The following is a 7,367-nucleotide window of genomic DNA, read 5'->3' as shown; positions in this document are numbered from 1 at the left end:
ATCCTTTAAATACCCCCAATGTAAGTGCCTCAAAAGCACATATAGAGCGAGGAACAACTACAACATTTACAGCTTCTAATATAGGTGGGGGTTCAGGATCTCGAAGGTATGAATGGTATGTGAATAATGTAAAGCAAAGTGCTACAGGGACATCATACTCTTATCATTTTCCTACTTCAGGAACCTATACTATTAAATTTAAAGTAGTGGACTTAACCATACAGAATGCAAATACTAAATGGGGAGCTAATAGCCCCGTCTTAAAAGTATATCCTAAAATGGTTGTCAGTACAAGCCAGTCTGCTACCTCGGTCTCAGGTTCTAGTGCAAGCGTATCGTTTAATGTAACAAGCATTTCTGGGGGATCAGGATCACGTCAAACCACATGGAGAGCCTTTAAAGCTGTTAGTCCATCACAAACTGCTGGCTCAGGTACTGGGACACAGTTCAGTTTTTCCAATTTTGCAACAGGGACTCATGAGTATAATATTACGGCTAAGGTAAAAGATAATCTAACAGGTAAAGAGGTCACAAGGCTTATGGTAGTCATATCCAGTATTTCTGATGAAGATTGCCCAAATTGTGGACCACAACATTAATCTCATAAAGAATAAAACAAGATGAAAAAACAAATTATATATAGCATAGTGATGCTACTTATGGGATTACAGATACAGGCCCAGGTAGTGTTATCCGATAAGAATTATGTGCATACCACTGTTCCTCAAACTGCAGTAACCATTACTGATATGGAAAATGTGAGTTGTGCCAATGCCAATGATATAGATAATACTATAGAGAGTGTCACCTATTATGATGGCCTGGGAAGACCTATACAGCAAAGAGCCATTAAAGCCTCTCCAACAGGTAAGGATATTGTGACCCATATGCAGTATGATGCCTATGGCAGACAAGACAAACAATATCTTCCTTTTGAGGCGAATAATACTGTTGGGAGTTATAAAACCGTAGATGTCAATACCGATATCAATGCGTATTATAAAAATACGTATTCAGATGACTTTCCTGGGATTACGACCAATTTGGGAGATGTTAATGCCTATAGCGAAAGTGTGTTTGAGGCTTCTCCTCTAAATAGAGTTACAGAACAAGGTGCACCCGGAAAAGCATGGAAAGCTGATCCCAACAGCGATACCGATCATACGATCAAATTTGACTGGGGTACTAATATAGCTAATGAAGTGGTGAATTTTACAGTGAATTTTACAGGAGGTGATACCCAAAAACCAGAACTAGTACAAAACAATCACTATGCTCCCAATAAATTGTACGTGACCATCATCAAAGATGAAAATTGGACCCCAACAGATGGAGGTTTACATACTACCAAAGAGTATAAAGACAAACAAGGGCGTGTAGTATTAAAGAGAACCTATGCTTCGACACCCTCAGCAACATCAGAAGCACATGATACCTATTATGTTTATGATAGTTATGGTAATCTTACCTATGTGATTCCACCAAAAGTAACCACAGCAGATGGAATATCGAACACTGAACTTTCTGAACTTTGTTACCAGTACACATACGATCATAGGAATCGATTGATCGAAAAGAAAATACCAGGTAAAGGAAAAGAATATATCATTTATAATACTCTGGATCAACCTGTACTTACTCAAGATGCAAATCTAAGAGCAAAAAGTAGATGGTTGTTCACTAAGTATGATGTTTTTGGTAGAGTGGCGTATACAGGATTGATCGAGAATGGAAGTACAGAGGCTTTGCTACGAAACAAAACCAGTTCATCTACTTATGAAACTTACGAAACCAAAACAACAAGCCCAACAACTATTGCAGGAACACCTATATATTATACTAAGGATGCATACCCAGTGAGTATTTACAAAGTGCTCACTATTAATTATTATGATGATTATACCTTTGATATCGATGGATTAACCAATCCGGGAACTGTATATGGAAGGACTATAGACACCAATACCAAATCTCTTCCCACAGGAATTAAAGTAAGGGTATTGGATAGCAATGATTGGATTACTACAGTTACCTATTATGATGATAAATCAAGACCGATATATGTAGCCAGTAAAAATGAATATCTTAATACCATAGATATCATAGAAAGTAAACTGGACTTTGTCGGTAAAGTAGAAGAAACCAAAACTACACATACTAAAGGTAGCAATACAGCCATTGTAATCATTAACAAATTTGAGTATGATCATATAGGGAGGCTTCTTACCCAAACCCAAAAGATCAATGCACAGGATACCGAGCAGATTGTAAGTAATACCTATGATGCCCTTGGGCAACTCAAACAAAAAGATGTGGGAGGTGTTGCGAACGCCAGTGAAGCAAACTCCCCACTACAAAACGTAAACTACAAATATAATGTTAGAGGTTGGCTAAAAACCATAAACGAAGGCACAACAGTCAATGGAGATTTGTTTGGCTTTGCTCTAGATTATAACACAGGGACAAACCCATTATATAATGGTAATATTTCTGCAACATCTTGGCAAACAGCAAATGATAATGTAAACAGAAGTTATAATTATACGTATGATGAGCTTAACCGAATCATCACAGGAATTAGTAACGATGGCAAGTATAATTTATCAAATGTGTCCTATGACAAAATAGGGAATATTTTATCTTTAAACAGAACAGGACATCTTAATACAAATGCCACATCTTTTGGAGATATGGACGTGTTATCTTACACTTATAATGCAGGAAACAAACTTTTAAAAGTTGCAGATACAGCAAACAAAACCTTTGGATTTAAAGATGGTACCAATACCAATGATGATTTTACCTATGATGATAATGGTAATGTGACCATAGATCGTAATAAAGGCATTACAAATATTACCTACAATCATCTCAACCTACCCAAAACAGTTTCTATATCCAATGCACAAGGAACAGGAAATATTACTTATATTTACGACGCTACTGGAGCAAAACTCAAGAAAATTGCTCCAAGTGGAGGTTCATTCACAGAAACAGAGTATGCTGGAAATTATATCTATAAGAATGGAAATCTAGAGTTCTTTAACCATCCTGAAGGCTATGTAGAGAAAGAAGCTGATGGGTATAAGTATGTCTATCAATTTAAAGATCATCTGGACAATGTTCGTTTAAGTTATACCAAAAATGATACGGGTAATCTTGAGATTATTGAGGAGAATAACTACTATCCCTTTGGACTCGAACATGAAGGATATAATAACACTATATCTTCTTTAGGAAACTCAACAGCACAATTATTAAAGTTTGGAGGAAAAGAAGAACAAAATGAACTTGGATTAGAATGGTTAGATTTTGAAGCTAGAAATTATGACCCTTCTATTGCTCGTTGGACATCTATAGATCCAGTTACTCATTTTAATATGTCTACTTATAATGCGTTTGATAGCAACCCTGTATATTTTGCTGATCCTTCTGGAACTACTACAGTGAATTCAATTCAAGAAGCCTGGGATGCTACTGGATCAAATGGGAGTACTACTTGGAACTCTAATGGGAAGGGCGGTTTTTGTGATGATTGTCCAAAAGAAGGGCAAACAAAACAAGTGCCTGGTCCGCAATTAGGTGTTGATGGTCCACTAGGTTCTGAAACTCAATATTATCATGCAGGAGGAGGCGGAAAATTCAGAGATGCAGGAGCAGGATGGTATTCACAAAAAAAGTATTTCGAACTTTTTAGGCCAACAATTAGAGCGATTGGTCAGGGAAGAGCTTCTATCGAGTCACTTCATAATTATGGTTTTACAGATGAAGTGTTGACAGCTATGATTGGATGGGCAATTCAGGCATATGATTATTATGGAGGAGAAACTCCTTTAGCTAGAGGTAATATAATTGCTATGGATTTTGATTCTCCTGTATTTATGTTAGCTTCTTTGAGAGCTGTAGCAACTTCATTTTTAGGTTCATCTCCATCTGGCTATAAAGCTGCTATTGCTGCCTTCAATGCAGGAAAAAGAGGAGGAGCTGCAGTCGAATTGATTATGCCTAATGGAAAAACTTTCGTCTCGCTTAGTACTGGTTCTCCAAAACTAACAGATGAAATGTTAGGGATATTAATGGGAGTGCAGAAAGGTAATAGAGTTGATTGGTTAGGTGCTTGTGGAGAAATTGCAAATATTCAAAAAGCGAGAGCTGCTGGGTATTCTTGGGGGCAGATTTCACAAGGAACTTTTAATGCATATAATGTTGGAGGTAAATTTGGTAAAGTAACAGGTAGTATAAAACCAATATGTGCAGGCTGTAATGACGTAATTCAATATATATCAACTTTAAAATAACTTATAAATGAATAAACTAAAAAATCTTTTGATTTGTAGAGATTTTGAAGATTGGAAAACACCTTTCTATCAATTATTAGAAGGTAAATCCAATTTAATAGAATTTGAAAAAGAAGTTTATAAATTATCAAATCTAGAAGATATACTTGAAAAAGATTTATATATCGATTTGCTTAGCTATAATTATGAGGATAAATCACAGTTTACAGAAATATTACAACTAGTAAAAAGAATTATTAATATAGATGATTTTTATAGATGGAAACTTTGTAACCTTTTAAAAGAATCTGGATTAGATTTTAAAAATCCTAACCTTGAATCTATTACTAATTATGAATTACCGAATTTATTATTAGAAATATATGGGGAGATGGAAATTGGTGAAGTTGGTCAAGGAGAAGAACAGGCGAAATCAAATATTACTTTTTTAAAAAGCCCTCTTAAATCAGATTTAGAAGATTATTGGGTAACTATTATTGGAGAAGTGGTTCAAGTTGGATTAGCTCATCATGGAAATATAATTATCTTTATGAATAATGAAGGTATTATGTATATATATATAGAATTAACAAATAAAATGTATATCGGTGGGGATTTTGAAAAGACTATGTCTAAATTATTATTTGGTTTAGATTATGGCAAATTGATTTCCCTCCCCGCTATCGATAATCTATGAACACTATATCAGAAACAAAAGGAAAACACTAAGAATTAATAACAAACAGTTACAGGTTTTTAATCCTGTAACTGTTTTAATCTCATTTCATAAAAAACTTCTATGATAAAATAACTACTTCAAAAGAAAACAAACCAAAACCAATCGTCTATGGAACCTATGAATGTATTCTACCGGATATTTCATGAAGATTTGCATCCATTGACCAACCAAAAAACCAAAACAGAGTACCTAGATTATTTTAAAAGTAATAATACGAGTACTCTTACTATTGAAGGATACGACAGACAACAACTCAAATATTACTATTATGAGCAATTACTCATTGATGTTCTTAAACAAATAAAAAGAGATTTACATCAGAAGATGTTTTTGTTTTCAGAAGGTAATAACAATATTGGCAAAGTAATCCAGACCTATCAAATATTCCTTTTAAATTATACCAAAATCATTGAGGAGAATTACTTGTCTCAACAGGATACCTCTTCAATTTTTCAAATTTCAGAAGAGAAATCAGATACTGATATTTTTAAGGTCATCTATAAAACACTGAATAACATCCTTGTGTATTTAGAACAAACTTTTGTTAAGCATATAGATCTTACTCTGGATATTCCTTATCAACAACGATTATGGTTTGTAAGTAAGTATAGAGATGATGCCAAAAATTTACAGCAAAAAATAGATAAACTTGATCTTTCAGAAATTGTAAAGAAATCTATTTGTAAACCTTTACTACAAATAGAGAAAAATGAGCTTTCCGGATTTACATATGAATCAAGAGCATATTATACTACATTTATCAAAGTATTTGATCATTTACTCAAAAGTGAATCGTCACCATGTGAAGAAAAAGTATATGCTGTTCTTATCAGCCTGAATTATAACACTTTTAAAATCTTTTTCTTTATCACTACGATTATTAAAGGAAAAGTGAAATCTTGCCATAATACCAAAGAAAAACTACAGGTATATCATGAGTATATAAAAAAGATTAAAACTACCACGGTGACATCACCATATAAACGTAATCCCAGATTACCTTCTCTTAAAGAGCAATTACTGCTCTGGATTAATGAAGAGGTTGATTTTTATGATAAAAAACTGGAGTTCGAAGAATCAAAATCTTTTAAACCTTCAAACAAGAAACTCATTAAAATTTCTGTTCCAGAGGTTTCTTTACTAACAAAACTATTATATGACACTAAACTTGTAGAAGGTCCAAAAACAGAATTATTTACATTTCTTTCTGGTACCTTCTCTACTCCAAAGGCCAAAATCATTTCACCAGAAAGTTTAAGCAATAATTATTATTCTATAAGCGAAAGTTCTAAGAGGTCGGTAAAGAAAATGCTAAAAACGATGCTACTACGGTTAGATCAAATGGAAGGGGAATTGTAAGTATCCTATTGTATTGTTGAATTATAACTATTCTTCTTCAAAGAGGTGTAAACAATCATGTTTATGTAAAAAAGCCAATAAACTTTGCAGTATTCGATAAGAGAATCCTTCCATTTTTAATAATTCAGATCCTTTGATCTTCAATAGATCTTCAAGAGTGGTCATACGATGTGTTGTCATAAACTTCTTAAGTTCATCTTCTATTTCCAATTTTTCAATGGATTCTTTTAAAATAAGGGGTTGCATTAGGGTTTGATATTAAAACATAACTACTCTCTTTCCAAAGACAATATAAGACTATTTTGATCGAATCCTATTTTTATTTAGCAATTTAAAACATTGAAAAACAATGTTTTAAATTTATTCTTAAAGGATTGTAAACCCCTTTACCACTGTTTTGGTATGATCGTAATGTTTCTCTTTACACCATTAAAAAATAAAATGGAAATATGTTCACCAAAAAAGAGCTAAAAAAGTATATAACCGAACGAAATGATCTTCCATTTGGAGATTATATTCTTTCAGGTCAAAGTACCATTTTAATCTCTAGAGAAGATTTCCTGAAACAATTAGAAATTCAAATACATCAAGAGCAATGGAAATAATTGTACTAGAGTCTGAGGCCTACAAAAGTTTACAAAAAGAAATGTTACACATGGTCCGCATCACTGTTCGGGAAGCTAAAGAAGAAGCAATGGCCAATATGGATCCGGCTAATGACTGGCTCGATGCTGAAGAAGCCAAGAAACTCTTAGGAATTAAAAGCAAAACAAAATTACAGGAACTACGAGACTTTGATGAAATTCTATATTCCAAAGCAGGAAAGGTGATTCGATATTCTAAGAAAAGTATCCTGGAATACCTTAATAGGAATATTGTAAGGTAAACAATGTAAACAGTACGGGTATGCTCACATTAGAAGAACAACTATTATTCCTGGAGGAACATCGGGAAATGTTCACCAAATTATTGGAACAGTTCCAGGAACAATT

General features: G+C 33.6%; 7 protein-coding genes. 6 read left to right on the top strand and 1 reads right to left on the bottom strand.

Annotation, left to right across the window (positions count from 1 at the left end):
- The 4 genes from FOF46_RS29870 to FOF46_RS29855 form a co-directional block, all read left to right on the top strand.
- On the top strand, positions 1–599 hold a 599-nt coding region (locus tag FOF46_RS29870; protein WP_143919093.1), incomplete at its 5' end, for a PKD domain-containing protein.
- Between the two features lie 21 nt (positions 600–620).
- Complete coding sequence (locus FOF46_RS29865) at positions 621–4,298, top strand: DUF6443 domain-containing protein (RefSeq protein ID WP_143919092.1); 3,678 nt, start codon at positions 621–623, stop codon at positions 4,296–4,298.
- A gap of 7 nt (positions 4,299–4,305) precedes the next feature.
- On the top strand, positions 4,306–4,974 hold the full coding sequence (locus FOF46_RS29860; RefSeq protein WP_143919091.1) for an SUKH-3 domain-containing protein: 669 nt from the start codon (positions 4,306–4,308) through the stop codon (positions 4,972–4,974).
- Positions 4,975–5,124: 150 nt separating this feature from the next.
- Positions 5,125–6,375, top strand: a complete 1,251-nt coding sequence (locus tag FOF46_RS29855; protein ID WP_143919090.1) for a hypothetical protein — start codon at positions 5,125–5,127, stop codon at positions 6,373–6,375.
- Between the two features lie 27 nt (positions 6,376–6,402).
- Here the strand turns inward: FOF46_RS29855 and FOF46_RS29850 are convergent, their stop codons facing one another.
- Positions 6,403–6,621: a hypothetical protein gene (locus tag FOF46_RS29850; protein WP_143919089.1), complete on the bottom strand. Its 219-nt coding sequence runs from the start codon at positions 6,619–6,621 to the stop codon at positions 6,403–6,405.
- 203 nt (positions 6,622–6,824) lie between these two features.
- On the opposite strand from FOF46_RS29850, the gene FOF46_RS31950 reads away from it, so the two are divergent.
- Positions 6,825–6,980: a hypothetical protein gene (locus tag FOF46_RS31950; protein WP_167572011.1), complete on the top strand. Its 156-nt coding sequence runs from the start codon at positions 6,825–6,827 to the stop codon at positions 6,978–6,980.
- Positions 6,971–7,261 (top strand): helix-turn-helix domain-containing protein, encoded by a 291-nt coding sequence (locus FOF46_RS29845; RefSeq protein ID WP_143919088.1) that lies wholly within the window; start codon positions 6,971–6,973, stop codon positions 7,259–7,261. Before FOF46_RS31950 ends, FOF46_RS29845 begins: the two co-directional genes overlap by 10 nt.
- Positions 7,262–7,367 lie beyond the last annotated feature (106 nt).

The sequence above is a fragment of the Aquimarina algiphila genome, from assembly GCF_007489275.1.
Taxonomy (GTDB): Bacteria; Bacteroidota; Bacteroidia; order Flavobacteriales; family Flavobacteriaceae; genus Aquimarina; species Aquimarina algiphila.
Note: the sequence above shows the minus strand (reverse complement) of the source record. Positions and strands in the feature narration are given on the sequence as shown.